General features: G+C 52.2%; 20 protein-coding genes. 14 read left to right on the top strand and 6 right to left on the bottom strand.

Features of this window, described 5'->3' with window-relative positions:
- Together OH686_RS08835 and OH686_RS08840 are read right to left on the bottom strand one after the other, a co-directional pair.
- Positions 1-1,275 (bottom strand): nucleotidyltransferase domain-containing protein, encoded by a 1,275-nt coding sequence (locus OH686_RS08835; RefSeq protein WP_289537840.1) that lies wholly within the window; start codon positions 1,273-1,275, stop codon positions 1-3.
- A gap of 23 nt (positions 1,276-1,298) precedes the next feature.
- Positions 1,299-2,885: an SAVED domain-containing protein gene (locus OH686_RS08840; protein ID WP_289537842.1), complete on the bottom strand. Its 1,587-nt coding sequence runs from the start codon at positions 2,883-2,885 to the stop codon at positions 1,299-1,301.
- A 788-nt stretch (positions 2,886-3,673) separates the two neighbouring features.
- On the opposite strand from OH686_RS08840, the gene OH686_RS08845 reads away from it, so the two are divergent.
- Positions 3,674-4,030: a YdcA family protein gene (locus OH686_RS08845; RefSeq protein ID WP_289537844.1), complete on the top strand. Its 357-nt coding sequence runs from the start codon at positions 3,674-3,676 to the stop codon at positions 4,028-4,030.
- 926 nt (positions 4,031-4,956) lie between these two features.
- Positions 4,957-5,313: a histone-like nucleoid-structuring protein, MvaT/MvaU family gene (locus OH686_RS08850; protein WP_289537846.1), complete on the top strand. Its 357-nt coding sequence runs from the start codon at positions 4,957-4,959 to the stop codon at positions 5,311-5,313.
- 363 nt (positions 5,314-5,676) lie between these two features.
- Here the strand turns inward: OH686_RS08850 and OH686_RS08855 are convergent, their stop codons facing one another.
- The 3 genes from OH686_RS08855 to OH686_RS08865 form a co-directional block, all read right to left on the bottom strand.
- On the bottom strand, positions 5,677-6,543 hold the full coding sequence (locus OH686_RS08855) for a hypothetical protein (RefSeq protein WP_289537847.1): 867 nt from the start codon (positions 6,541-6,543) through the stop codon (positions 5,677-5,679).
- 26 nt (positions 6,544-6,569) lie between these two features.
- Complete coding sequence (locus tag OH686_RS08860) at positions 6,570-7,763, bottom strand: GGDEF domain-containing protein (protein ID WP_289537849.1); 1,194 nt, start codon at positions 7,761-7,763, stop codon at positions 6,570-6,572.
- Between the two features lie 581 nt (positions 7,764-8,344).
- Positions 8,345-9,085, bottom strand: a complete 741-nt coding sequence (locus OH686_RS08865; protein ID WP_354005293.1) for a TetR/AcrR family transcriptional regulator — start codon at positions 9,083-9,085, stop codon at positions 8,345-8,347.
- A gap of 735 nt (positions 9,086-9,820) precedes the next feature.
- Here OH686_RS08865 and OH686_RS08870 point away from each other — a divergent pair.
- The 12 genes from OH686_RS08870 (at position 9,821) to OH686_RS08925 (ending at position 24,751) form a co-directional block, all read left to right on the top strand.
- On the top strand, positions 9,821-10,636 hold the full coding sequence (locus OH686_RS08870) for an alpha/beta fold hydrolase (protein WP_289537853.1): 816 nt from the start codon (positions 9,821-9,823) through the stop codon (positions 10,634-10,636).
- A gap of 11 nt (positions 10,637-10,647) precedes the next feature.
- Positions 10,648-11,550 carry an alpha/beta fold hydrolase gene (locus OH686_RS08875; protein ID WP_289537855.1) on the top strand — a complete coding sequence of 301 codons (903 nt, stop codon included), beginning with the start codon at positions 10,648-10,650 and terminating at the stop codon, positions 11,548-11,550.
- Between the two features lie 78 nt (positions 11,551-11,628).
- Positions 11,629-13,191 carry an FAD-dependent oxidoreductase gene (locus tag OH686_RS08880; RefSeq protein ID WP_289537857.1) on the top strand — a complete coding sequence of 521 codons (1,563 nt, stop codon included), beginning with the start codon at positions 11,629-11,631 and terminating at the stop codon, positions 13,189-13,191.
- 127 nt (positions 13,192-13,318) lie between these two features.
- Positions 13,319-14,755: an SLC13 family permease gene (locus OH686_RS08885; RefSeq protein ID WP_289537859.1), complete on the top strand. Its 1,437-nt coding sequence runs from the start codon at positions 13,319-13,321 to the stop codon at positions 14,753-14,755.
- A 162-nt stretch (positions 14,756-14,917) separates the two neighbouring features.
- Positions 14,918-16,261, top strand: coding sequence for an amidohydrolase family protein (locus tag OH686_RS08890; protein ID WP_289537861.1), 1,344 nt, complete (start codon positions 14,918-14,920; stop codon positions 16,259-16,261).
- 44 nt (positions 16,262-16,305) lie between these two features.
- Positions 16,306-16,623, top strand: coding sequence for an SCP2 sterol-binding domain-containing protein (locus OH686_RS08895; RefSeq protein ID WP_289537863.1), 318 nt, complete (start codon positions 16,306-16,308; stop codon positions 16,621-16,623).
- 90 nt (positions 16,624-16,713) lie between these two features.
- On the top strand, positions 16,714-18,579 hold the full coding sequence (locus tag OH686_RS08900) for a DUF1302 domain-containing protein (RefSeq protein ID WP_289537865.1): 1,866 nt from the start codon (positions 16,714-16,716) through the stop codon (positions 18,577-18,579).
- 13 nt (positions 18,580-18,592) lie between these two features.
- Positions 18,593-19,954, top strand: a complete 1,362-nt coding sequence (locus OH686_RS08905; RefSeq protein ID WP_289537867.1) for a DUF1329 domain-containing protein — start codon at positions 18,593-18,595, stop codon at positions 19,952-19,954.
- Between the two features lie 313 nt (positions 19,955-20,267).
- Entirely contained in the window at positions 20,268-20,894 is a 627-nt protein-coding gene (locus OH686_RS08910; RefSeq protein ID WP_289537869.1) for a TetR/AcrR family transcriptional regulator, read from the top strand.
- An 81-nt stretch (positions 20,895-20,975) separates the two neighbouring features.
- Positions 20,976-22,754, top strand: a complete 1,779-nt coding sequence (locus OH686_RS08915; RefSeq protein WP_289537871.1) for an acyl-CoA dehydrogenase C-terminal domain-containing protein — start codon at positions 20,976-20,978, stop codon at positions 22,752-22,754.
- 87 nt (positions 22,755-22,841) lie between these two features.
- Positions 22,842-23,609, top strand: coding sequence for an enoyl-CoA hydratase-related protein (locus tag OH686_RS08920; protein ID WP_289537873.1), 768 nt, complete (start codon positions 22,842-22,844; stop codon positions 23,607-23,609).
- Positions 23,610-23,797: 188 nt separating this feature from the next.
- Positions 23,798-24,751 carry an NAD(P)H-dependent flavin oxidoreductase gene (locus tag OH686_RS08925; RefSeq protein ID WP_289537875.1) on the top strand — a complete coding sequence of 318 codons (954 nt, stop codon included), beginning with the start codon at positions 23,798-23,800 and terminating at the stop codon, positions 24,749-24,751.
- A gap of 312 nt (positions 24,752-25,063) precedes the next feature.
- On the opposite strand, the gene OH686_RS08930 is transcribed toward OH686_RS08925, so the two are convergent.
- Positions 25,064-25,615 (bottom strand): 3'-5' exonuclease, encoded by a 552-nt coding sequence (locus OH686_RS08930; protein ID WP_289537876.1) that lies wholly within the window; start codon positions 25,613-25,615, stop codon positions 25,064-25,066.
- Positions 25,616-25,651: the final 36 nt, after the last annotated feature.

Genomic DNA, 25,651 nt, shown 5'->3' on the forward strand with positions numbered 1-25,651 from the left:
TTAGGCCAATCCGCGACTTGCTGGCGTGGCTTTCGGTGCTGGGATCTGGATGCTGGGAAGACCATTGCCCCCGCCTGAGGGGGCAGGAATCCCGAACACTTCTCGTACCCGCTTGGAAATTTCCTGCGGATCGGTCAGGGCAAGGATGGTTTTCAGATCTGCAGACAGCGCATCGCACCAAGTCATAAATGCCCGATAACGTTCACCATCGTCATCGTTCCACTTCTCAGCAAAGTTTTCCCCTTCGACTGTAGGGTTATCGACTCGGTGCTTACCGTCGAGATTTAGAACGAGGTGAGGCATTAAGGCGGCAAGCTCATCCAGCAGCTCCACCGGGTGCACGAAGGAGCGATTGAGGTCGGCAAGCCCTTCATAACAGGTGGTCAGTAAGGTCACGATGATGATGGAGATCGGCTTTACACCGGCCTCAATGACGTTGCGTCTAACGCACATATCGCGGTGCCGTTTAAACAGTCGGATGGCAACTCGTAGGGTGTCTGTGATTTCCACAGTCTGATCCGGAACTGGAGAGACGCTTGCCCGAGCCTCGTCCTTTGCATAGGCCTCCATCGTCACCACCCGTATGAGGGAGCGTTTCGACGTGTCTTCAACCCATTGGCTCATGCCTGCCGGATTTGAGGTTTTCCAATTTCGAGTCGGCGTGTCTACAACCGCAAGTGCAGTTCTTTCGTATCGGGACGCGCGATAGCGCGGTGCCATGGTCGCTAGCGTCTGTGCAGGTACGTTATCCAAAGGTACAGAGGGCGTGAACTCGAGGTAGAAGGGCTGCCGAGGGAAAGGGATGTTCCAGCATCGCCGTTTTGCTTGGGCTTCCAACTCCGCCAAAGCTCGACCAACGGACTCAAAGAACCCCATAGGATTCGCTGCCTGAACGCGAGAGATGTCGACTTCGCACACAGCGTCGATGTCGAACTTCTCTCCACCCATAGGTGAGCGAATAAGAGTCTTCGTGCTTACGGAGCCTTGTGTCCGAATCGATATCGCTTCTGGGGGCCAGGAAAGATTTGCGGCCAGATGCTCAGCGACCTCTTGGTAAGCACTCGCTGCTGCGCTGATCTCGTCTTCACGTACAGTAATGTGCAAGTTCGCTGCGTTTAGCGCTTGGGCCCAGGGGTTGTATCGGAGATACCTCTCCCTATCGTTGGTAACGAAGCGTTCGTTCAAGATTGCGAAGGAATCGAGCGACTTCGTCAGTCGAGCGGGTTTCGCCTGCTCGGCGTAGTTCACCAGGGCTGCGCTTTTAGTAATGCTCATGGTCTCGGGCTCGTTCAGGCGGCTTATCGGAGAGAGATGGTGCAGGTGCTCTGTCCATAAGTGGCTGACACTTGATGGCCAGTAATCGATAGGGCAGGCGCAAAGTCATAGTCGCGGCCAGCACGGTCATAGACGAGGTATTCGGGATGGTTTCCTGCCTGAAGCATTTGACCGAAGCGAAGTACTGTACTCGCGGGACTTACAGCGATGAGATGGACCTTTTGAACCCGCATTACATCCTGGGCATGAATGATTGCTTTGCGAGCTGTTTGCGCAAACTGATCAAGATCTTCAGGGTGGCTGATGCAGTCGTGCCCTGTCTTGGAGGTCGTCACTCGAATCCACGGAAGATTGCCAGAAGCTAAAGATGTTTTCAGGTTTGCTGGTAACGCTTCCTCATCCACTTGAGCTGTCAGCTCAAGTGTAATAAGGGCTTCTTGTACACGACCCGTTGGAAGTGGCCCAACGTTGAACGTTCCCGGTGGATGCGCTGTGGCCTGAGGGTTCCATGCCCATGTTCTCCGTGCCTTGTCGTATTGGAAGACTTGAATGGCCTGCGCCTCTCCCATCACCCGGCCAGCCAAAACAAGTGTCGGGATGTGGTGTAGCGGAAAAACAGCCATGCTTTCCGTGGCTGAGTTGCTCGCCTCGAACCCTGCCACGAGCTGCCTGATGTGACTCTCATGCTCTCTTAGATACTGGTGCCAGAATCCTGGAAGATGACGATCGTCGCGCTGTGACTTCCTTCGAATGTAGTGGACCACTCCGGGCAGCATCGCTCTTTTCGTAGCGACGATGGCTTCAATCAGCTCGGAGTCGTGGAAGTAGGTTGGAACGTTTGCCAGATTGGCATGCAGGGTGACTGCTTTCGTATGGGGAAATGCCATCGAGTCCAGATAGTTTCGGACCATATCTCTATGGCATTGGCGCATTTCATTGAGAACGTCTGCTGTGTAGTGCTGAGGTGCGAAAGAGTCAATCAAACGGTGGTGCTCGTCGCACATCAGCATGATGTTGTCTGGAGCGTCTGAGAGTCTGTGAGAGTCCGCTTGACTACCTCTAGGGCCTGCCGGATCGGAGGCAACTATGTGAGCCAGGTATCCGACCCGGGCGGGCGGAGTCCATAGGGGGATTTCTGACAGATTTTTACCGCACCCATGGAACATGCACCTGGCGCCTGCATCAGCCCATACCTTCTGAGCTGTTTTAGGCGAAATATCTTTTCCTCGGCCGCTGGTCCTTCCAAGTAAGCCGTCTCGCTCGGCAATGAGGGTGGTAACGATGCCTTTCTCAGGTACTAGGGAATATCTCCACTCAGTATTTGCGACCAGGGCATCACTGAGGACCTCAAACGAAAGATCAAGGCTAGAGAGCAGCTTCTTTCCAACCAGGCTCTGCAATACGCCCCTAGCTTTTGGTCCTGGATCAGCAAGGTGAAGAGCAAGGGCAGAATCATCAAGGTCGACCACCTTGCACAGATAGCCTGCGCGGACGTATGCGACTCGATGCTTTTGCGCCAAGCAACCCTTTAGCCAGGCGGCCAAACTCTGATCGTCAAAATTGCGAGGGGAGGCGGTTTCGCTAAGAGACTCGTCAGAAATTTGGGGCATTTTCGCTCTTGTCCTTGACCGATTTGTGATTGAGTCCTCTTTACTTATGGGCAGAAAAGGTGATTTCAATGTCAAAGTGCCACTTTTTTCCGAGGCTGCCCGTTGCTACCGCTGCGACAGACTCAAATACATCCGCATGAGCCGCACGAGGTGTTCGGCTGCCTCTTCCTCAATGCCAAGTTTGCTTTGGTCGGTAAGGTAGGTTCGGGGGCAGAAGTAGTCTGTCGATTAGCTCGATTTCACAAAGTGTTCTAGTGTGAGGTTTGCTAGGATGGCGGACTCGAGAAAGGACTCTGTATGCGCTACCTCAACATGCTGCTCATCGTTCTCGCATCGGCTCTAGGCGCGGCCTACCTAGTGCTTTGGTTCGTGAAGCCTGCTCCGCTCTAGAACACCACGATTCCACCTCTGATCATCAAGGAGGATCAGGACGAACTCGTTATCTGGGGAGGCTGGAAAACGATTGCGGGTTATCAAGCTCCAGGAGCTAATGCTGTTGAAATCCGTTGCAATCGCACCGCCGGTACGTGCCATGAGGCGATCGCCTTGATTCTCCATCATGCCGAGGGTGAAGACCTGGAAGCGCAAGTATTTAGCTACAAGGTCAGTCTCTGGGACGCGACTCGGCTTGAGGCCGTAGCTGAGAGGGCGATGGGTGACTGTTTGGAGCGGCGCCTCGTTATTCACGTCACTGACAGTTCTGCAGCATTGAATTGGTCTCCTCCCGCTGGATGCAAGGGCGACTCAGGTCGTGCGGTCTTAGTCGGCGACCCCTTGTAGTGGTCTCGATGAATAGCCCATCCGCACGGCTGCCCAAAACATCTTTCTCGCTGTGCTTGATCATTGCTGCCGTGCTCGGTCTGGCTTCGCTCCAAGTCATCGCGGCTAACACTCCCTGCTCGGGCAGGAAAGGTGGCATCGCCGGCTGCGATGGTGACCTGTTCCTATGCAATGACGGCTCCATCAGCGGCTCAAAGAAGAGCTGCTCGGCCTACGTGGGGAGCAGTGCTCCAACTGCGGCCCCTCAACAGCTTCTGCAAGACAACGGCGAGTGCACGTGCGGCACCAATACTTTCTGCACGGGCCCGCGCGGAGGCGTTTACTGCCTAACTCCCTCCCGGAAAAAGAGCTACGTGAGGAAGTGATGGAGACCATAAAGGTGGCTTCGGTCCCGGGGGGCTTCAGAGTGAAAACACTGGGCACAAAGCAACTGGCCGAGTTGTTCGGGCCTACATCTAGTACGTGGGCCCAACGAAGAGAACTTCCGGCAGCCTGCAGGTTGATGTTTCTGGCCCTGGTGGTGGTAGCCGCTCAGGTAGTCCGCCTGAACGGCCGGTGCCGCCGCCGCAGGATCGCAGCTGTCTAATGGGCAGCGTAATCCGCGCGTCCGAAAGCGGATTCTATAATCGCTCTATAATTGACTATAAAGCCCTATAAAGTCCTTCTCAGAGCCTTCAGCCGCCCGCTACGGTGGATGCTCCTGGGCCTCTTCCCATAGTCAAGCGATCTTCTGCCGGCCTACGTAGGCAATAAAAAAGTCCTCAATTGGCGGGCTTTCATGTGTCTCCAGGGGCGGCGCGATGCCAACAATTCTCGGAGCTCGCACGTTCACGACTAGTTCGTGAGCCTGAGTGAGTACTCGCATCGGTTCCGACACTGATTCGCACTCGAAATCGACACCACACTGATTTTCAAAATCGACAGCCAATCGCGTAACTCCAACAGCCATTCGCATTCCCGACACACTTGTTCGTATCTCCGGCAGCCTTCTTTGCTCGTGTTTGATCTAACACATTATCAGGCTCTTCCGGGCTGCCACCCAGCGCTAGATTTTGGCCGATAGACATGTCACCGGCGTCTGCTTCCGGCCAGAAGCAGCCATTCGGCGATCGCCTCATAGCGAAGCATCGTGCGAAGAGGTAGAAGCAGTCCAATTATTGCTTCGCTCGCTCCGCCATCTCAACGAAAGAGATCTAACGGTCGTTGCGGCTTCTTTTAGTCGATCTCTAGTTGAACTCTGTCTCGCCTACTAGGTATCGTACGAAAGTCAACAATGATCTAAGGAATTGCAATGTCGATTATTGCCGAATACAAAGCTCTGGAGGCCCAAATCGCAGAGCAACAAAAGCGCCTGGAGGCACTCAAGGGTGACGAAAAACTCAAACGCGAGCTTGAGTTCGAAACCAAGCTCCGCGCACTGTTGGCTGACTACGGTTACTCTTTACGAAACATTATTGCTCTACTCGATCCGAGCGCCAGTAGGGGCTCTGTGGCACCGGTGAAGGGCGTCCGCCGCGAGCGCGTCCTGAAGATATATCGGAATCCGGAAACTGGCGAAGTGGTCGAAACTAAAGGCGGTAACCACAAAGTGCTGAAGGCCTGGAAAGAGCAGTACGGAGCTGAAAACGTTGAGAGCTGGCTGCAATAAGCCAGTTATAGCTGTAAAAAAGGGCCGCATTCGCGGCCCCTTTTGTTTCCGCATCAGGCGTGACGCACAGCGAAAATAGAGCGGTAGCCGCGCTAGCACGGCACCCAGTCCCTAGAAAAATCCGCCGGTGACTGAGGCCGGTGAGCCCCCCATTCACGATCGTGAAGGTAAGCGAAACTTGCCATGTTGCTTTTCTCACCCCTTACCAATGACAGGCCGTCCTAAGTATAGTGGTGGTAGTAGCGCGAACGAAGGCATTGGCGGCCAGCTGCGAGGCCGATCGAGTCTACTTGACTGTATGGAAGGGAGGCGATTCTTGCATAATTCCTGGTAACCTATTTGATCCAGAATGGCCTCGGCGGCCTAGAATTGGGTTTCAGTCTCGGCGCGCTCTTTTAGGAAGGCTCGAATCTGCGATTCATAGTGCAGAATGGTTGCATCGTCATTGGCGTTCCGATAGATATCAATAATTTGCTCGGGCTTACTAGCAACATTGCGCACCGCCAAGTCTAACTTCTGTGCGATATTCCTTCCCCAGCTATTGCGAGTGCAATAGAATCCAGCTGTTCCGATGTGAGTGACTTCTGCAATAGGAATACTCACGAGTTTGGCTGGGTTTTCCCTAGATTTATTAACCGAGCTAATAACGATTGGATAATCAATTGTGTAGTCGAATCTTTTGTAGCTAACCATTGCCAGCAAGTTGGCACCTAATGAGTTGCTACTGATGCTGGATATCCGGCCGTCTCGCGCTGCTTCATGTATCAAGCTTGACAGATCCGCGGGATATATTCGTGTTGGAGTTATTACCCCCCGAAGTTTCTGGCTGTGGATTAATTGCTCAAAGCTCACTACGCCATTCTTCAGTGGTAAGTGTCTGCGAGTTTCCGGACGGACAACAAGATGCAAGGGTAGGATCGGAAGAAAGGGTACAAAATAACCTAAGTGGTCTCTTTCAGAAATCTGTGGCCCTACTGTAGTGCAGAAGGGTGATCCATTTGACATCTCGTATACAATGCGATTGGCGGCGCTGACAATATATTGGTGCTTAAACTCGCTAAGCTCTGCCTCGATGAGATTCTGAATGGCCAATACTGCTCCATCCGATGGCTTCCCATCTTTAAGTTCGATAAGGCCTGCTAGTGGTAAAGTATACCATGTTAATTGTTTACCGATTGCGGGGCTAGACAGAGCGAGCAGTGCCGCTAAGATTATACTTTGCCTATGCATGTTGACCTTCTGTGTATCTGTTCATATTAGTTGCTCTGATTTTTTTGATCTGTCTCCGATATAGTGCGGCCTTGGTCCAGAGGGGCGGTATCCTTGTCTGCCCAGAACTTATATATTCCTTTTCCTGCTCGTTTGGCCTCATAAAGGGCATCATCAGCTTGCTTGACTATTGTTCCCAAAGATTTGTTTTCGGCGCCTGCTAAGGCAATTCCGATACTGGCGCCTATACAAGATTTGATGCCGTTCGGAAGATTATAGGGTTCGCTCAAGTTTGAGATAATTCCGGCAGCCTTGCGCCCTGCACCTTCCTTGTCGATATTTTCGAGAACTAATATGAATTCGTCGCCACCCACCCGGCAGGCAAGATCCTCCGAGCGGATCATGTTGGTAATGCGTTGGCTGACAGCAATAAGTAACTGATCACCAATTAGGTGGCCATGCTGATCATTGATGGCCTTGAAGCCGTCGAGATCTAGGCAAAGTAGGGCATAGTTTTTACACGAAGATGAATTGAGTGCTTCTATCTTGCTGCGCAGCTCGCGGCGATTTGCGAGCCCCGTCAGTGCATCGCGACCCAAAAGAATTTGATTCTTATGCTCTGCGATTATTTTGTCTCGCAAGATATTGTAATTGCGGCTAGTAAGCTGATGGATACCTAGGAAGCAAAAGAAATAGCTGATAGGTATAGCATAGGCCCAGCTCTCCTGGCTGCTCCAAGCGCCAAGTATGCTGGGAGTTATTAACGCAACATTAAGAAACGCTGCGAGACGAGGGGCGGGGGCGGATCTCGAAGCAATGCTACCCTGCAAGACGATGATCATGTTTGAAGTAAGAAGTATAAAGAATGGATTGCCTTCCCTGATACTCTCCAGAGCGGCAAATCCCAAGGACATAAACCACAAGGCGGTGACCCGGTGCAGCCACAGAGGGATTACTTCGGATAACGCACTTTTGAGGCGTCGAAGAAGTATTATTCTAATAAGCGCGACTAGGGCTTCGGAGCAGGTCCAGATTAAAGACCAAGCGGTATTAGTGACGAAGTATGTAGAAAAGGCTATGGAAAAAGTGCAGAAGTGCAGGGTGCAAGCAGCAGTGATGGGCTCGTGGATCGTCTTAAGGAGTTCTCGCTGAACCGCGGGATTAACTTTGCTAAACGTCGCCAATAACCAAGTAAATTCATGATGTTTAAGGGGGTGTGAATTGTGAATTCGGGAAACCATGATCTTGCATCCAGCTATCCACTTTTGTCTTTTTTTATAGCTTAAGGGCGCCTTCATCGCTAGGCAGATGAGGGCATGTGCAGCAGAGCCTCAAGCTCTATGATGAAAACGCCCGATGGGCGGTAGCGGTTTCAGGAGTAATAGCATTGGGATGTGTAACCCTTAGCGAACACCAATGCATCATGCAGAGCGGCTGAGCGCTTCGGCTGAGGGCGCTGCTGCATGTCCCCTTTGATGAAGCTGTGCGTCTCGATGCCCAGTCAAGGGGACTGAAAGCGCGATGCAGCTCATCGCAGGCCGAACCAGAGTTCAAATAGTCTGGTTTGATTGAGAGCTGAACAGACCATGGCGACATCCTATCGGCAGTAATGCCTGTCCCACATTGGACTAAATGCGGAGGTCTTGATAATGAACTCTGCCCACTTTGGCTCTCAGAAGTAGATATGCTGGCTACGCCGATACGCCGCTTTAACGGTAGGAGAGCAACTCGACAAGCCCCCAGGTGCCGATTAGTACCAGCCCAGTGCTTTCCCAGAACTGTGTTTTCACTGGCACTTCTCGCGGATGAAGATGCGCGCATATTATGCAAGTTTGGCTTGGTTAAGCTCATAATCTAAGCCGTGAATGATAAGCTTCATGCCAAAGGAGAATTCATCGTCGATTGAAATATTGGAAAGCTGAGGAGCGATTTTAACGGTTGATGGGTAAAGAGCGGGGTCGAGGCGGTCAAAGAACTGGCTGAGGTGATGGCTAGTGTCCTGGCTAATTCGGCCGCCTGCGCTGAGCTGGCTTGCGAAGCCAAGAACATAGTGGGCAATAGTCGTATAGACGGAAGCCGCCATGCTAGGCGGAAAGCCTGCATCGAGAAGCATAGAGAGCCATGCTTCTCTTAGCGTTAAGGCGTTCGGTCCAACTGGTATTTGCGATGACAGCAAGGGAATGATATGAGGGCATGCGCTAAGTTGGTGATAGAAATCTGTCGCTGTAACAAAACATGCACCCCGCCAGTCTAAGTTGCTCAGGTCTCGCTTGTGCTCCAAAAGTAACCCTAGAAAGCGATCAACCACGTAAGCAAGGATTTCATCTTTGCTTTCAAAGTGCCTATATAACGTGGCTGTGCCGGAATTTAGGCGATCAGCCAACACTCGCATATTGAGCGCTTGCGGACCTGCTGAGTTAACGATCTCAAGCGCAGTTGCAATGATTTTTTCAAAGGAAATTGAGGGGCGACCTCTACCGGAAGAACTATTTCGTTCTCTTGGTTGAGTTGACCACCACTGCGGGCTGCCGGGCTGAAAAGTGTTTCGAGTGTCTATGTTCATATTCAAATTGCGAATCTGCAGTTTCTAGTCGGTCTTTGACTAAGGTGGATATGGTTTGGAAGAGTAGAGCTCCTGTAGGCGTGCCTGTTTAACACGCCATTCCTGTACCTAGGCAAAAACGTTAAATGACATAAGTCTCGTCAGCACAACCACACTGTCAGGATAAGACTCCAATTTCAGGTTTGGAGTTGCAATCAACTAACAGGATAACTGAAGTTTCCTGCCGGTGACAATGTCAATCCAAACCTCGCGTAGCCGTCGCTGTTACCCATTATTTTATCTACGTAGCGCCTTGTTGGGGCGATTGCTTACTGTTGCTTATCTCTGTCTATTTCGGTTTGCCGTAATAATCAGCTTGACCTGATGTTAAATCGCAGCCTTTTGAATTGGGCGGCATGCCATTCTACTTAAAGCACCATCATGTAGGCTCGATTAAGCATCGGAGAAGATGAGCTCAATAGCCGCATGTCGGGCTGCTCGAGCATCCTTTCCCGACGGACGGGCAGGTGGAGTGGATTGGCAAGACTGGGCTGACACGTGGGTAAAGGACTCGCTGTGTGAGCGTAGGCACCGTTGGGCCCTGGCTCCGTAGCCATATGGACTGGGCTGAGATGCCTTGGAGTGCAAAGGCTGTTGACATGTCTGAGCCAATTATGGCTACATCGTATCCATAAGTCCAGGGTCAGCTCCGTTCGTGCCTTGGGACGCCATAGATCAGCCTTGTCAGAGCCTGCCATGCCAACAGTTCGCGATTACCAAGATGCCTCCTCTTTGTTTACTGAGGTCGAAGGGATCCGTGTCCATTACAAGCGAGAGGGCTGTGGGCCGGTTATGGTGTTGCTGCATGGCAGTGGCTCTTCGCTGCATTGCTTCGATGAGGTCGTGCCCCGACTCGCCGGGGCTTTTGAGGTGATCCGTCTCGATTTGCCAGGGGCCGGTCTGACAGATCCGCGTAGGGATCGTGACTATCGAATCGAAACCTATGTGAGGTTCCTCGATAACTTTACCCAAGCGCTTTCAATCAATCGCTTCAGCCTTGGTGGTAATTCGCTGGGTGGAAATATCGCGTGGTGCTTTGCATTGGACTGCCCGCATAAGGTTGAAAACCTGCTGTTAATGAATGCAACAGGATATCCAGGTAAGAAACTGCCACTCGCTATGCGACTAGCGAAAAGTTCCATTGGTCGATTCATCTTGCGAAGCATGATCTCCAAGCCTGCAACAAAGAAAAACCTAAGGAAGCTGGTTGGGGCACGAATGGGCGACGTCCCTGACGCCATGGTCGACAGGGTTTACACATTAATGGCGGAACCAGCCAATAAGCAGGCATTCATTGACTTGGCCAGAACCAATCAACGTGATCGCTCATTGGAAATAAAAAATATTGTAAACCCGACCATAATCATGCGCGGGGAAAGTGTGGATGGGCAGCACTTTGCGAGAGATATAAAAAATAGCAGGGACATACTTCTGCCGGGTGTCGGTAACCTAATACCAGAAGAGGCGCCGGGAGAGATTGCAGATGCCGTTATCAAGGGGTTCGCAAAATAATGCTACCGACTATGCTGTCCTATTTTATCGCGCGCGGAGAGACCCAAGATCTTGATCGCCTATCAAGAGTTCGACTGCCTGGTTCTTATGTAGCTCTCTCCGATGGCGTGACGCACTATCAGCTGTCAGGGCCTAAAGACGGAGAGTTGGTTCTGCTACTTCCAGGTTTGACTATACCACTCTTCTATTGGAGCAAGTTCGCCGAACAATTACACCGCAGTGGCTATCGAACACTGTCATTTAGTGCATATGGGCGTGGGTATTCCGATCGTATCCGCAGTGCTTATACCAAGCAACTGTTCTTAAAGCAGGCCAAAGAGTTGGTCGAGGCTGTAAGTGATGCCGAGATAAAGCATGTAATAGCAACTTCGATGGGGGCGCTGGTCGCCATGTCTTTGGTGATCGATGGGTGGATAAATCCGGAAACCCTTACTTTAGTCGGACCAGCGGGTATATCGAGTCAAATCCCTCTGGCAGTGCGCATCGCCAGAACGAGGTGGGTGGCTGAGCTATTTGGGAAGTTTCTTGGAAGTAAGGGAGTTGTAGACCACCTCAATCATAACGTCCTTGCAGAGGAGCATGCCGTCGAACTGAAAAAAATGGTGGGCGAGGCATTCAAGCACAAAGGATCGATGTACTCCTTACTTTCCACTCTCAGAAATTTCCCTCTGTATGGGCAGCAGGAACTGTTCTGGCGCGCTGGAGACCTTGAACTGCCAAAGCTTCTGCTGTGGGGGGCTGAAGATCAAGTAACCCCAGTGTCAGGAATGCCGATAGTGAAATCACTTCTACGCCCAAGAGAGTCACACATTATTCACGATTGTGGACATATGGCGCCATTTGAGCATCCTGAGATTGTCTCTTCATTGTTTATTGATTTTGTTCAAAATTTAAAAACAAAGCCGGCATCTTGAATGTCGGCGGCTGCAAGGCGTGCGTGAAAGCAACTTAACCATAGCGGCGGTTGGAAATAGAGTTCGGAGATTCTGCTTATGTTTTCGCAAGGTAATCTGTCTGATGAAGTTGTGGATGTTCTAATTGTCGGGGCTGGGCCTACCGGACTAACACTTGCCTGCGATCTGGCTCGACGGGGTATTAAGTTCCGAGTGATTGAGAAGTCCGATACGCCATTCCGCGGTTCGCGGGGGAAAGGTATCCAGCCTAGAACGCTAGAAGTATTTAATGACCTTGATATCGCAGATGCTGTAGTAAGGGCTGGCGCAAAGTATCCGCCTATGAAACTCAATCTCCCTGTTATTGGTATTGAGTGGGCGATGATCAAACATCGAAAGAAGTCGCCCGATGTCCCTTTCCCGAACGTCTGCCTTATCCCGCAGTGGAAAACTGAAGAAATATTGCGTAATCGCTTGAGTGAATTGGGCGGCCAGGTTGAGTGGGGGACAGAGGCCCAGGAGATTGTGCAGGACAGTGAGGGTGTGACTGTCAAATCCAACTCCGCAGATGGGGTAAGGAGTATTCGCGCCCGCTACGTTGTCGGGGCAGATGGTGGTCGAAGCTTTGTGCGCAAAACTTTGGGTGTCCAATTCATTGGGACCACTTCAAAAGAGGGCCGCATGATAGTCGGAGATGTTCATGTTGACGGTCTTGGTCGTCATAACTGGCATGTTTGGCCTTCTCTTAGTGGCGGACTAATTGGGTTGTGTCCATTGCCGCACACCGATCTGTTTCAGCTAATGATGAAGATCAATCCCAGTGAGAATGATCCGGAGCTGACCGAGCGCGCTATTCAAGAAAGATGGATGTCTGTTACGGGAAACAGAGAGATACGGCTGCATAGCCCCACCTGGCTCTCGCTTTTCCGTCCGAATGTGAGGCTTGTAGAGAAGTACCGAGTTGGAAGGGTATTTCTAGCAGGAGATGCAGCCCATGTTCATACACCAGCGGGAGCCCAAGGTCTCAATACAGGCGTACAAGACGCCTATAACTTGGGGTGGAAGATGGCCTTAGTCCTAAGGGGGGCACCGGATACGTTACTTGATACTTATCAAGAAGAGCGGATGCCGGTTGCCGCTGCGGTACTTGAGATTTCCAGCAAGCTTTTCCAGACGGTAAGCAAAATCAGGCTGCCGAAACTGACAAGAGGGGATATGGAGCGTCAGCTTCAAATCAACTATCGAGATAGTTCGCTGACCTTTGGTGGAGTGTCCGAAAGAACGAGAAAATTGACTGCGGGTGATCGCGCTCCGGACGCACCTTGCTCAAGCCGCCTCACCGGGCTGACAACTCTTTTCGACATGTTCAAAGGCCCGCAATTTACCGTTCTGGCCTTCGGCGAAAAAGCCATTGAAGAGTGCAAGGGCTTAACACTGAGTTGTGACTTAGTCAAAGTAGTTGCCGTGAGTTCCTCTCACGGTGCCAGTGAAATGTATGATCTGGCAGACGATCAGGCGCACGCACGAATCAACTATGGGATAGATGTAGGCGAGAGTGTTTCGTTTCTAGTAAGGCCGGATGGCTATATTGCCCAGATAGCCACACATAATTGGGCGGCAATGATTTACAAATATTTCTCCAGCTTCGGAATTCAGAAGTGATCGGATACTGAGATAGATCACGTTATGTTCGAGCGCGGCTGCCTGCTGTAGGTAGGCAGTCGCGGAGTTGGTTGCTTATTCCGCTCATAGTGAGTGGCGCGTATTCCTTGCAAGCGTAGGTGGTGGCATGTCTGTGGCTAAAAGCGTTGAGTGCAGCGATAAAGAGCTTCAAGGTGGCAGGTCTTTCAGGCGCTACTTTGCGGCCATTTATTATTCGCTGCTCATCGTAGCGCTATCATGCGTTCGATACATGGAATTGCCGCATGGTATGTCTGTGCATGAACTGCAAGCCGCGTTGGTCGTAGCTTTTACGCTTATTGCATGGGCTTGGGGTGTTTTGGAAGAGCCAATCCCTACACTGATTTTCTTCCTGTTGGTAGTTGTATTTGATGTCGTTTCAGCCAAAGTGGTTTTTTCCGGATTTAGCTCCACGGCGTGGTGGCTTGTATTTGCAGGCAGCGTTGTTGGGGTGGCGATAAAGACAACGGGGGTCGGGACAAGGATTGCTACGCTAGTATTTAGCGGTTGGGCAACATCCTACCGGCAATATTTGTACAGCATCACGCTGCTTTCGGTTGCGCTGGCATTCCTCATGCCATCAACCATGGGGCGTATTCTTTTGCTTACGCCAATTGTTATAGCTCTGGCGAAAGAAGTTGGCTTGGCCCCAGGATCGAAAGGACATACTGGATTTATCCTCGCGGTAGCCATTGCAAGTTATCTACCGCCGACCGCCATTTTGCCGGCGAATTTGCCTAATAGCGTTCTTATGGGCGCTGCTGAGTCTCTTTATGGAATACATCTATCCTACGGCTCGTATCTTCTGACGCATTTCCCCGTGCTTGGCGTTGTAAAGGCGTTCCTGATTGTTGAAGTAATCGCTAGGCTATTTCCTGAGCCGCGGATATGCAGGCAAGTTGTGCGGAAGGCCGATATGTCCTTATCGGTCTCGGAACGAAATTTAGTCGCTGTGCTTGTGGTGTCGGTAGGTCTATTCGTAACTGATTTTATTCACGGCGTATCTCCTGCATGGGTATCACTGGCTGCAGCAGTGCTATGTCTTTGGCCAGCGGCAAACATAATGTCTGTAAAGACGTTTGCAGATAATGTTCATATTGTTCCTTTGATTTACGTTGCCGGCTTCCTGGGACTGGGAGCGGTGGTGGCAGAAAGCGGTATTGGTCTAAAGCTAGGCAGATTTCTATTGGAGGCTGCTCAAGTTTCAAGAGACTCACCTGCTGTTGGTGTCTCTGTGCTGACCTCGATTAGTGCGCTGATTGGGCTCATAACTACGCTGCCGAGTCTGCCTGCCGTACTAACGCCGTTGGCCAAGGACTTTGCCGAAGCTACCGGGCTTTCAATTTACTCGGTTCTGATGCTTCAGGTGCCGGTGTACGGACTTCTAATCTTTCCATATCAGTGTCCGCCCATAGTCGTTGCAATGGGGCTGGGTGGTGTTTCATTGAAAGATGGAACTAAGCTTTGCTTGATGCTAACTCTGATTACGGCTTTTATTCTTTTTCCGTTGGATTATTTTTGGCTGAAGTATCTGGGTTTGGTTTGATTGGCGTGTTCGATTAGTCATGGCTGGATTATGAGTTTCTAGTTTAATTGTGTTTGGTTGAAAAGCACTTGGCTATATCCGCATTTGGGTGCGTGTTGTCAGATATGAAGAAGGTCTCGGGCTGGTGTTTAGGCTTTACGAGTCTTAATGGAGGGTTTTTTTGTGAAGAAAACATTAATTAAGGGTGGTCAGGTTATTAGCATGGCTGCGGGGCGCCCAGATTCCGAGCATGTCGATCTCTTGATTGAGAACGGGCGAATTGCCGCTATTGGTGCCGATCTTGAGGATCAAGGTGCAGAAGTTGTCGATGCCTCTGGCAAGATAGTTATGCCGGGCATGATTAATGCTCACATGCATACTTGGCAGACCGGGCTTAGAGGGGTGGCAGCGAACTGGTCTTTGATTGAATATGTCCATTGGATGCACAGCGAGTTGGCCAGCAAATTTACGCCTCATGATATTGAGATAGCTACGCTTGCTGGTGCTCTTAATCAGATCAACTGTGGAACGACGACACTAGCGGATTGGTGCCATAACAATCCAACTCCAGATCATACCGACGCAGCGATTCGCGGTTTACGCAAGTCCGGAATCCGTGCGGTTTATCTTCATGGAACGCCGCATCCTCACGACGAAAGTATTGATCATTCTGAAGTCCCCCATCCTGCATCTGAAATTGACCGGCTGTTGAGAACCCAGTTCATCTCGGATGACGATCTTTTGACTCTTGGTATGGCTATTCTGGGGCCCCATTACTCCACTCCGGAAGTTGCAATCTCAGATCTTCAACTTGCGAAGGACAAGGGACTTATCGTTTCAATGCATCAAAGCGGGGGCCCCGCGCGTTCAGTCGATGGTTGGGACCGAGTCGAGGCCGCAGGCGTCTTAGGTCCAAACGTTAATGTCGTCCATGGCACCGATCTGGCAGACGATAGGTTGCATCGTTTGGTCGATCTTGGAGTGAGTTTCACAGTGACACCTGAGATCGAAATGACTGTGGGACATGGTTATTCCATTACTGGTCGTTTGCAAAATCTCGGAACTAGTCCATCGCTGGGGATAGATATCGAGAGCTGTATCTCGGGAGAAATGTTGGTTGCTGCGCGGATGGCCCTGGCACAGCAACGTGCCCTTGATCATGAACAAGCAAGACAAGAGACCGGGCTGATGGCGTTTCCGCTGAGCGTAACTTGCAAAGACGCTTTGTCATGGGTAACGGTTCAAGGGGCTAAGGCTCTTGGGTTGTCCGACAAAGTTGGCTCAATTGAAGTAGGAAAGCTTGCTGATCTGGTGTTGATAGATGCCTCTCCAATAAATCTCTGGCCCAGTCATGATGCTATCGCAACGGTGCTTCAAGCCAGTGTAGCGAATATTGATAGCGTTATGGTTAATGGCGACTGGAGGAAAAGACATGGGAAGTTGGTATTCGGCGAATTAGATGTTCTTAAGTCTGGGCTATTTGAGTCGGGGGCCCGAGTTATTTCGGAAGTGAGTTTCGATGTTTAAGCGTGCCGGCAAGCTCTGGCTGGCTCTTGAGTGAGGAGATAGATATGGTGAGTCCTGAAATTCTTTATAAGCTTCCAGAAGCTTTCAACTCTGCGGCGGCGGTGGGGATGAATTGTATTATTCATTTTGTCACTTCTGCACCGGCCTATTTTATCGTCAAGGATGGTACTTGCACCTTGATGGAAGGTAATCCGGCAAACGCAGATCTGACAGTCATCATCACTGACGATAATTTGGTGGCTCTGCTTACAGGGAGGATGAACCCAGCAACCGGTCTTCTTCTCGGGAAATTTAAGATTAAGGGAAACAAAGGGATCGGTATCAAGCTGAAGACAATGTTCGACCCTGCCAAGCTCCGGTAGAGGAGCTAGATTTCAACTTATTCTCGGGTGGCTTTTAAGCCTGCCCGTCGTGTTGGCTGCAACTACAAGAACAATTGAGAGGTGCATGAAATGGCTGCCACGAATGAAGGGGTGAGATTCTCTCGCCTTGCTGTTGCAATTGCAGCGGTTTCGCTAGCGGGTACGAGTACCCAGGCGATGGCCGTAAATTTCAATATTGGTGAGGTTGAGGGGCAGTTCGACTCGACGCTTTCCGTAGGTGCTAGCTGGGCTCTCGATGATCCAGATCCGGAGCTTTTGGGTAGCCGCGCTGCAGATGATGGTCGGAGGAATTTTAAACAAGGCGAGACGTTCTCGAAAGTCTTCAAGGGTATCCATGACTTAGAGCTCAAGTATGGCGATAGTGGGATTTTCGTCAGGGGCAACTATTGGTATGACTTTGAGCTGAAGGACGAGGGGCGCCTCTTTAAAGATATCGATGACTCGAACCGGAAGACGCGAGCTCAAGCATCGGGCGTGCAGCTGTTGGATGCCTTTGTATATCACAATTGGTCGATTGGAGACGTGCCAGGCAATGCACGGCTTGGGAAGCAGGTTGTTAACTGGGGTGAGGGGATATTCATTCCAGGAGGGATCAACGTAGTCAACCCGGTGGATGTCGCTGCCTTTCGGAGGCCGGGAGCAGAAATTAAAGAAGGCCTGATCCCCGTTAATATGTTCTATGCCTCGCAAAGCATTAATGACGAGGTATCGTTTGAAGGGTTCTATCAGCTCGAATGGGAACAAACAGTATTAGATAACTGCGGTACGTTTTTCTCGGCTGCGGATGTGCTTGCAGACGGCTGCGATGAGTTGCCCTCCGGTCCCTCGCTTAATCAAAGCGCTTTAGCCCAAGCAGCATTTTCCCCGTTTGGAATCAAACTGGACGAGGAAGGCATCATTGTACCTCGAGCGGATGATCGAGACGCTCGCGATGGTGGCCAATGGGGTCTTGCAGTTCGTTGGTTTGCACCTGCGCTTGAAACTGAGTTCGGTGGTTATGTTATGAACTACCATAGCCGTCAAGGCTACTTAGGCTACATACGCAGCCCACATGTTGCGGATCTCGATTTTGCTCCGCAGCTGTGTTCGAACCTCGGCATTCCGCTTGCGGGTTGCGGTGGTTTCTTCGCAGGCCTCGGTGAAAGCCTGACGCAGGTCTACCGTTTAGGCACTTCAAAATACTTTGTTGAATATCCCGAAGATATTCGCCTATACGGCTTGAGCTTTAGCACAAACCTCCCCACTGGGAGTACCTTGTCTGGTGAGCTTAGTTATCGACCAAATCTTCCTGTTCAGATAAACCCAGTGGATCTCGGTTTGGCAAACCTTGGTGTGGCTGAATTAAGTCCGCTGCTTTCTTCTGGGGCTATCACTTCGGTAAATGGTGCTGTCGACAGTGGCTACCGTCGCAAAGAAGTAACGCAGGCTCAAGTGGCGCTTACGCACTTCTTTGACCAAGTTATGGGCGCTGATCGACTCACCTTTGTCGGCGAGGTGGGCGTCACTCATGTCGGTGGCCTGGATAAGAAAGGTGGAATTCGATACGGGCGCGGCTCTGCATACGGTCAAGGTGAGTTATACCCTGATAACTCTTTGTGTACATCACGGACGAACAGTGCGTTTCCAGATAATTGCGAGGATGATGGTTTCGTAACCAGTACTTCGTGGGGCTATCGTGCCCGCTTGATTGCTGAATACAACAATGTGATCCAGGGCGTGGAGCTCAAGCCTAATCTAGCGTGGTCGCATGATGTAAGCGGGTATGGGCCTGAGCCGGGATTCAATGAAGGAGCCAAGGCTATTTCCATTGGCTTGGATGCCGTTTATCTGAGTACTTACACGGCAAGTGTTTCCTACACCAACTTCTTTGATGGAAAATACAACACCAACGTTGATCGAGATTTTCTTGCGATGAGTTTTGGTGTTTCTTTTTAAGAGAGTTACGGTAATGAAAACAACAAAAATCTTTATGTTTGGATGTGTTCTGCTTGCGAATAATGCTCTCCAAGCTGCAGTCTCACCCAGCGAAGCTGAAAAGCTTGGCACGCTATTAACCCCCATTGGTGCTGAGAAGCACGGTAATACCGACTCTACTATCCCCGCATGGACGGGAGGGTTGGATGCAGCAGCAGGTACTGTTAATCCGCAGACTGGAGAGCTCAGTGATCCTTATGCAGCTGAAAAGCCTATGTATATCATTGGTAAGGATAACCTTGCGAATCATGCCGGTCAGTTGACTCCAGGTCAGCAGGCAATGTTCCAGCGCTATCCTGATAGTTATAAGATGTATGTTTATCCATCTCATCGAACGGCTAACTACCCTGAGTTTGTGTATCAGGCAGCTGCTCGCAATGCTCTTCATACGAAGATGGTGCCCGGAGGCAATGGGCTAGAAAATTTCGAGACGGCCGTTCCCTTCCCTATACCTCAGAGTGGGCTAGAGGTTCTATGGAATCACTTGACAAAGTATCGGGGAGGAAGTGTCTTGCGCACCTATGTGCAGGCGACCCCGACAGCAAATGGCGTTTTTGTACCCGTTTCATTGAAGCAGCAGTTCACTTATCGAGACCAGTTATCGGATTATGATCCAGATAAACTTTCAAATGTCCTGTTCTATTACAAGCAATTCATCACCGCACCTGCTCGTCTCGCCGGCGATGTCATCTTAATTCACGAGACTCTTGACCAAGTCAAAGAGCCGCGTTTGGCTTGGGCTTATAATACAGGACAGCGTCGCGTGCGTCGTGCGCCGCAAATTGCCTATGACAGTCCTTTCCAGGGTAGTGAAGGTCAGCGTGCGACAGATAATGTGGACTTGTTCAATGGCTCTCCTGATCGCTATGACTGGAAGCTCATTGGAAAACGTGAGGTTCTAATTCCTTACAATAACTTCAAGCTTGAATCGAGTGCGGTCACATATAAGGATATCGTTAAGCCTGGACATATCGCGCCTGAATTAATTCGCTATGAGCTTCATCGGGTGTGGGTTGTTGAGGCGACACTTAAACCTGACAGTCGACATATTTATGCAAAGCGAGTTCTATATATAGATGAGGATACCTGGGGCGCTGTTCTTGCGGATCACTACGACTCCAAAGGGGGGCTGTGGCGTGTAGGTGAGGGCTTTATGAGGCCGCTGTATGACAAACAGATACCTTGGATAGGGGTGGAGGCGCTCTACGATCTACAGAATGGCCGCTACTTTGTGGCAGGAATGCGCAACGAGGAAAAGTCTCCTATTGAGTTTGGTGTAAAGGCATCTTCGGCGGATTACACACCAGCAGCATTAAGAAACGCTGCCATTCGCTGACTGTATGATACGGCGTTTTAAGTAGTACTTGCCCCGTGCTTGTCTTCAAGCTGCGGGGCAGGTTCTGCTTATAAATCTAATCCCTGACTCTCTTCGAGCTGTTTCAACTCTTCCCCATCAACTTCTAGCTCCCAGTGCCATTCGCTCAGCTCACTCTTTCAAGACGGTTTCGGCGACACAAAGTACCGCCCTGTCCCCTATTCAAGGAGGTGGTTGCCGCCGAACGCCTGGGCCGAAAAAGGGGTTACGGTTTGGTTTCTATCGCTATGAATGATCGCCACATTGAGACTGCTTGGTAATGGGGAGCGTAAGCATGTCGCCCAATCCAGCGAAAATAGTACCTGATACGTCACATCAAACCCGTGCTAGCTCACGATTCGAGGAAATGCGATTCAAAGCGCTAGAACTGTTCGTAAGGAGGGGCTTTGCCCAAGTTGGCATGTGCGAGCTCGCTCAGCACCTTGGAATAGGTGCTGAATCGATCTATCACCGTTTCACAAGCAAAGAGCATTTGCTCTTCGATGTAATTGAAGATCTCTATAGCGACTTACTCGAAGCTGCCGTCCTGACAGAGTCGGTGAATGGAAACCCATTTCTCGCCCTATTGTCTGCGCATGCGGAGCTTTTAGAGCAACGTCCTCTGTATTTTTTACTGGGCGAACAGGAGCTCTGCTATCTCTCGTCCGAGTATCAAGAGCTGATTCAAGGGATGCGAGCGCGCTACGAGGAAGCGTTACTGCATCGGTTGCTGGATGCAGGTGCTTGCGCATCACCTCCGATCCTTCGTGCAACCGTCCGCGCTGTTGTCTCTTGTTTGAACAATCTACCGACTTGGGCAGGGTCAGAAACACTTAGCCCGGCTCAACGACGTGAAGTCATCGACGCTGTTATCAACGGCGTATTAAGTATTGCCTTTCAGCAATCAGCCCCCCCTGACTGAAATGGCTTTGCAGCCTAGCGGCAACAGTAACGCTATCGAAACTCCGGGAGGCAAGCAGCCCCCGCAACCAATGAGAACACCATGCTTGATTACAAAGCTCCCCTGCGCGACATGCGCTTCGTTCTGAATGAAGTCTTCGACGTTTCCAAGCTGTGGGCCGAGCTGCCCGGCCTGGCTGAAGTGGTCGACGCCGACACCGCGGCCGCCATTCTCGAGGAAGCCGGCAAGGTCACCGGTGGCGTAATCGCTCCGCTGAACCGCAGCGGCGACGAAGAGGGCTGCTCCTGGACCGACGGCGTGGTGAAAACCCCGGCCGGTTTCCCCGAGGCCTACAAGACCTACGCCGAAGGCGGCTGGGTCGGTGTCGGCGGCGCGCCGGAGTTTGGCGGCATGGGCATGCCGAAAGTGATCGGTGCCCTGGTCGAGGAGATGGTCAACTCGGCCAACCTGTCCTTCGCCCTGTACCCGATGCTGACTTCCGGTGCCTGCCTGTCGATCCTCAACCACGCCAGCGAAGAGCTGAAGCAGCAGTACCTGCCGAACATGTACTCCGGCATCTGGACCGGCTCCATGTGCCTGACCGAGCCGCACGCCGGCACGGATCTGGGCATCATCCGCACCAAGGCCGAGCCCGAGGTCGACGGCAGCTACAAGATCAGCGGCACCAAGATCTTCATCACCGGCGGTGAGCAAGACCTGACCGAGAACATCGTTCACCTGGTGCTGGCCAAGCTGCCGGACGCCCCGGCCGGACCGAAAGGCATCTCGCTGTTCCTGGTGCCCAAGGTCATGGTCAACGCCGACGGCTCGCTGGGTGAGAAGAACTCGCTGTCCTGCGGCTCGATCGAGCACAAGATGGGCATCAAGGCCTCGGCCACCTGCGTGATGAACTTCGACGGCGCCACCGGCTACCTGATCGGCGAAGTGAACAAGGGCCTCAACGCCATGTTCACCATGATGAACTACGAGCGCCTGGGCGTTGGCATCCAGGGGCTGGCCCTGGGCGAGCGTTCCTACCAGAGCGCCATCGAGTACGCCCGTGACCGCATCCAGAGCCGCGCGCCGACCGGCCCAGTGAACAAGGACAAGGCCGCCGACCCGATCATCGTGCATCCGGACGTGCGTCGCATGCTGCTGACCATGAAGGCACTGAACGAGGGCGGTCGCGCCTTCTCCAGCTACGTCGCCATGCAGCTGGACGTCGCCAAGCACAGCGAAGACAAGGACACCCGCAAGCGCGCCGAAGAACTGGTCGCCCTGCTGACGCCGGTGGCCAAGGCCTTTCTCACCGACATGGGCCTGGAAACCACCGTGCACGGCCAGCAGATCTTCGGTGGCCACGGCTTCGTCCGTGAGTGGGGCCAGGAGCAGCTGATCCGTGACTGCCGCATCACCCAGATCTACGAGGGCACCAACGGCATCCAGGCGCTGGACCTGGTCGGCCGCAAGATCGTCGGCAGCGGCGGCAACTTCTACAAGCTGTTCTCCGACGAGATCAAGAGCTTCGTCGCCTCCGCCGACGCGTCGCTGGCCGAGTTCGCCGCGCCGCTACAGGCCGCGGTGGAGAACCTCGACGCGCTGACCGCTTGGGTCATCGACGAGGCCAAGGCCAACCCGAACGAAATCGGCGCCGCCTCGGTGGAGTACTTGCACGTGTTCGGCTACACCGCCTACGCCTACATGTGGGCCCTGATGGCTCGCGCCTCGCTGGGCAAGGAAGGTCAGGACTACTTCTACGCCAGCAAGCTGGGCACCGCGCGCTTCTTCTTCGCCCGCCTGCTGCCGCGTATCCACTCGCTGACCGCCTCGGTCAAGGCTGGTAGCGAGTCGCTCTTCTTACTGGATGCTTCGCAGTTCTAGTGCATCACCACACACCGTTCAGAGACATAGCTCGCAGCCTGAAAATCTCTTCGCTGCCCGCCAGATCCTGCAAGGAGATTTCTCGTCATGCCAAATATCCGTCTCGATGCACACAAAGGAATTCTTACCGTATCGATCTCTCGTCTCGATAAGAAAAACTCGATCACAGAGGAAATGTATAAGGCACTAGCTAACGCTATCGACTTTGCTCACTCGAGCAAGGAACTCAAGGTAATTCTGCTGAAGGCAGATGGCGACTTCTTCAGTGCTGGGAACGATATGGGAGACTTCATCACCTGTTCCCAGGGGCATTTCCCTCAGGAACGGCAGGTTTTCCGGTTCATACACGCTTTAGCCAAGGCCACCCTCCCCGTCGTGGTTGCAGTTCAGGGCAAAGCCGTGGGTATCGGCACCACGATGCTGCTCCATTGCGATTTCGTACTGCTTTCGGAGGATGCTCAGCTTCTGGTTCCGTTTGTGAATCTGGCCTTGGTTCCGGAAGCGGCCTCAACCCTACTGCTGCCCCTAAGAATTGGATATGCCAGGGCATTTGAGTTGTTTACCCTTGGAGAGCCGTTGAGTGCTGAGAAAGCTTTGGCTTGGGGCCTAGCAAATAAGGTTTGCACTACCGAGTCCCTGCATGATGAGGCCCGGTTGGTAGCAGAGAGAATCGCAACGAAACCGACCGGCTCTCTAGCTGCAATGAAATCCTTGATGAGAGATGCAGAAAGGCTGGTTGAGATCATTGATCGGGAGAATGCGATCTTCGATCAACGGCTGGTTAGCGCAGAGGCATGCGAAGCCTTTGCAGCATTCGCAGAGAAGCGTACACCGAACTTCGCGCGAATTTCATGAGACTCACGGCACTATCGCTGCAGGGGGGCCTTCTGAAGGAGTTGTCTGCCCGTAGCAACCCGCCCACTCGAAAATTCGAGTCGGTACCTGGTTAGAAAAGAGAACAATGCCTGGTGGCCGACAGGACACCAGGTAGGCGATCCCTTCACTCCACAAAACACACACCCTCTGCAGCTCAGGAGTTCCGCATGTCTCGACTACCAGCACCGCTGGATCGACTGGCGTTCCCGGTTATCGGTTCGCCTCTTTTTATCATTAGCACACCGAGGCTAGTAATCGAACAATGCAAGGCAGGAGTAGTTGGCTCCATGCCAGCACTCAACGCTCGTACTTCGACACTCCTGGACGAGTGGTTGAAAGAGATCACAGAGACACTAGCCGCCTACAACCTGGCCAACCCTGACAAGCCGGCAGCGCCGTTTGCCATCAACCAAATCGTGCACAAGAGCAACACCCGTTTGGAGCACGACATGGAGCTCTGCGTTAAGTACCGCGTGCCTATCATCATCACGTCACTGGGAGCTCGTGAGGACATCTATGCTGCCGCGCACTCCTATGGCGGTGTGGTGTTGCATGACGTGATCAACAACACCTTCGCTCGCAAGGCCATCGAGAAAGGGGCTGACGGTCTGATTGCAGTTGCTTCAGGCGCAGGCGGCCATGCCGGCGTGAAGAGCCCATTTGCACTGATCCAGGAGATCCGCCAGTGGTTTGATGGCCCTGTTGCTTTGTCTGGATCGATTGCCACCGGTGGAGCCATTCTCGCGACTCAAGCCATGGGGGCGGACTTCGCTTACATCGGCTCAGCTTTCATCGCTAGTGAAGAGGCCAATGCCGTCGAGGCCTACAAGCAAAGCATCGTCGACTGCACGTCCGACGACATCGTTTACAGCAACCTATTCACCGGCGTGCACGGTAACTACCTGAAGCCCTCGATCAAAGCTGCCGGCCTGGATCCAGACAACCTTGCCGAGAGTGATCCAAGCGCGATGAACTTTGGCGGAGATGCCAAAAAGGCCTGGAAGGACATCTGGGGTTGCGGCCAAGGCATCGGTTCGATTTCCAAGGTACAAAAGGCTGCTGAGTACATTGCACAGCTCAAGCACGAGTATGCCGAGGCCAAGGCCAGGCTGAACATCTAAATCGGAACGTGGGGCTTAGTGTCCGCTTCTGGCCGGTAGCGGTCGTTCATGAGAGGAGGTACCTACCGGCACAAGCGAACGGCCCGATCTCGCCGTGCTCTGCTGCGAAATCACATGATCGGCTCTATGGCCTTGATGGTCCGTGCTGTCTCAACGGTTGATCAATCAAATTGGCGGCGTACGCGAATCAGTGGTGGAGATGCGAGCATGCGTCGGCGACGCGGATGGCCGGCGGTTTTGCATGCGATCCGGTTTCGGTTCGGCGTGCAAATTAGTGTCGGTGTCGATGAGAATACTCAGGAAGGAATGAACTCAGATCTCTGGTTTGATCGCCCTGATCAAACGAAATAGCTCCGCTTGGAATTGAGCGTCATGCAGCGCTTGATGGTCCCCTTCAAGCTTGGAGTTAAGCCGTGCAGCCATTTGGCTGGAACGTGTGTCACCCCAGCTCGACCCTGTAGCGCCCATGTAGAGAGCTTTGATGTCCAGAGCAGTGAAACCGAAGGGGTTCGATCCAAGGTAACAATGGAAGTAGTAGTTGATGAATGACCAGTCAAATGGAGCGTTAAGCCCTACGAACACGGGTCGCTGGTCAGCGCCGGCGACCTTCTCAATCCAACTCTGAAACGCCTTCATTCCAATGTCAGGAGCCAGTCCGTCCGCCGCAAGCCTATCAAGAGAAAGACCCGCTACCGCCAACGCCTCAGGATCCGCATTGGCAGAAGTTGGCTTGAGCTCGCACGAGAACACCAGATCTGGCTCATAAACCAGGCAAGCACCTATCGTAAGCATGCTGTACTCACCTGGAATTGGGCCTGAAGTTTCGACATCAACCGAGATATAGACTTCGTTTTTCTGGCTCATCGATACAAGGCCTCTACTGATCTGGTTTGGGCTTCA

The organism is Pseudomonas sp. SO81 (assembly GCF_030374125.1).
Classification (GTDB): domain Bacteria; phylum Pseudomonadota; class Gammaproteobacteria; order Pseudomonadales; family Pseudomonadaceae; genus Aquipseudomonas.

Coding starts and splice junctions, on each gene's coding strand:
- OH686_RS08895 (WP_289537863.1), top strand. CDS start 16,306: ATGGTGAGTCCTGAAATTCTTTATAAGCTTCCAGAAGCTTTCAACTCT.
- OH686_RS08845 (WP_289537844.1), top strand. CDS start 3,674: ATGAATAGCCCATCCGCACGGCTGCCCAAAACATCTTTCTCGCTGTGC.
- OH686_RS08910 (WP_289537869.1), top strand. CDS start 20,268: ATGTCGCCCAATCCAGCGAAAATAGTACCTGATACGTCACATCAAACC.
- OH686_RS08905 (WP_289537867.1), top strand. CDS start 18,593: ATGAAAACAACAAAAATCTTTATGTTTGGATGTGTTCTGCTTGCGAAT.
- OH686_RS08855 (WP_289537847.1), bottom strand. CDS start 6,543: ATGCATAGGCAAAGTATAATCTTAGCGGCACTGCTCGCTCTGTCTAGC.
- OH686_RS08875 (WP_289537855.1), top strand. CDS start 10,648: ATGCTGTCCTATTTTATCGCGCGCGGAGAGACCCAAGATCTTGATCGC.
- OH686_RS08885 (WP_289537859.1), top strand. CDS start 13,319: ATGTCTGTGGCTAAAAGCGTTGAGTGCAGCGATAAAGAGCTTCAAGGT.
- OH686_RS08925 (WP_289537875.1), top strand. CDS start 23,798: ATGTCTCGACTACCAGCACCGCTGGATCGACTGGCGTTCCCGGTTATC.
- OH686_RS08865 (WP_354005293.1), bottom strand. CDS start 9,085: ATGAACATAGACACTCGAAACACTTTTCAGCCCGGCAGCCCGCAGTGG.
- OH686_RS08880 (WP_289537857.1), top strand. CDS start 11,629: ATGTTTTCGCAAGGTAATCTGTCTGATGAAGTTGTGGATGTTCTAATT.
- OH686_RS08860 (WP_289537849.1), bottom strand. CDS start 7,763: ATGGTTTCCCGAATTCACAATTCACACCCCCTTAAACATCATGAATTT.
- OH686_RS08930 (WP_289537876.1), bottom strand. CDS start 25,615: ATGAGCCAGAAAAACGAAGTCTATATCTCGGTTGATGTCGAAACTTCA.
- OH686_RS08920 (WP_289537873.1), top strand. CDS start 22,842: ATGCCAAATATCCGTCTCGATGCACACAAAGGAATTCTTACCGTATCG.
- OH686_RS08850 (WP_289537846.1), top strand. CDS start 4,957: ATGTCGATTATTGCCGAATACAAAGCTCTGGAGGCCCAAATCGCAGAG.
- OH686_RS08870 (WP_289537853.1), top strand. CDS start 9,821: ATGCCAACAGTTCGCGATTACCAAGATGCCTCCTCTTTGTTTACTGAG.
- OH686_RS08915 (WP_289537871.1), top strand. CDS start 20,976: ATGCTTGATTACAAAGCTCCCCTGCGCGACATGCGCTTCGTTCTGAAT.
- OH686_RS08840 (WP_289537842.1), bottom strand. CDS start 2,885: ATGCCCCAAATTTCTGACGAGTCTCTTAGCGAAACCGCCTCCCCTCGC.
- OH686_RS08900 (WP_289537865.1), top strand. CDS start 16,714: ATGGCTGCCACGAATGAAGGGGTGAGATTCTCTCGCCTTGCTGTTGCA.
- OH686_RS08835 (WP_289537840.1), bottom strand. CDS start 1,275: ATGAGCATTACTAAAAGCGCAGCCCTGGTGAACTACGCCGAGCAGGCG.